The organism is Sulfitobacter sp. HI0040, assembly GCF_001634885.1.
In the GTDB taxonomy this organism is placed as follows: domain Bacteria; phylum Pseudomonadota; class Alphaproteobacteria; order Rhodobacterales; family Rhodobacteraceae; genus Sulfitobacter.
Genome location: NZ_LWEX01000207.1, coordinates 1 through 1,020, shown reverse-complemented (window position 1 = coordinate 1,020; position 1,020 = coordinate 1). Strand labels below are relative to the sequence as shown.

At 66.0% G+C, this 1,020-nt stretch carries 2 protein-coding genes; both read right to left on the bottom strand.

The features are described from left to right. A partial coding sequence (locus tag A3728_RS12125) for an asparagine synthetase B family protein (RefSeq protein WP_443069430.1) occupies positions 1 to 574 on the bottom strand: 574 nt, incomplete at its 3' end. A 64-nt stretch (positions 575 to 638) separates the two neighbouring features. Continuing rightward, positions 639 to 1,020, bottom strand: a 382-nt coding sequence (locus tag A3728_RS23100; protein WP_161489587.1) for a hypothetical protein, incomplete at its 5' end; no start/stop codon positions are given.

Here is a 1,020-nt window from a genome sequence, read left to right as displayed (position 1 = left end):
CATGGGCGGGGGGGAAACGCGCCACACCGTCGAAGGCGGATATGGAGGCTGCGGTATGCCCGAAAGACAGGTAGTGGCGGATCGCGTCCGGGTTGACCCGGCGGGTAAACCCGGGGAAGGCGCAGAGCGCTTTCGCCTCCGAAGCGAAGACGAAGGCGCCGTCGACGCGGGCATGAACCAAAGGCTTTTTGCCGAAACGGTCGCGGGCGAGGAACAGGCGACGCTCCTGCGCATCCCAGATGGCGAAGGCGAACATGCCGCGCAGCCGCAGGGGGAGGTCTGCGCCCCACTGGCGGTATCCGTGCAGCAGGACTTCGCAGTCGCCGCGCGTGCGGAAGATGTGCCCCTGCCCTTCGAGGGTGCTGCGGAGTTCGGCGAAGTTGTAGATCTCACCGTTATAGGTGATGGCGAAGCGACCGTCCGGACTGATCATAGGCTGCGCCGCAGCATCCCTTCGGTCCAATATGGCAAGCCGGGCATGGGCCAATCCGATGCCGTCGCCCTGCCAGACGACCTGCCCGTCTGGCCCCCGGTGCGCAAGGCGTGCCCCCATGGTTTCAAGGATGGAGCGCATCTTCTCGGGGGGGAACCTGCCCGGAGGCGTGAGAATGCCGACTATGCCACACATGGCAAGCGGATCACAGGGGGCGCGCCGATGCGCTGTTGGCGGGACCTTGGGATGAAGTTCCTTCAGGAAGGGGCTGGAAATCACGTATCGTGGGGGCGGGCCGCGGCAGCGACAGGGTATCTGCAACCCGCAACCGGCGGAGCTCGGCCCGAAGGGCAGCAAGCTTTTCGCGCGCTTCGTCATGCAATTCGACGGATTTGCGATCCCCCGCGTCCAGTACCCGGGCATAGGACCGCGCCGAGAGGAGCGGTTGATCGAGACGGGCGGCGACACGGGCGTGGTTGAGTGCGAGCCAGCCGTCGAAGGGACAGGCCAGCAGACCTTCGGAAAAGAGGTCGAGCGCCTCGGTCAGCTTGCCCATGTCGGCCTTGGCGCGCCCGGCGAGGATATAG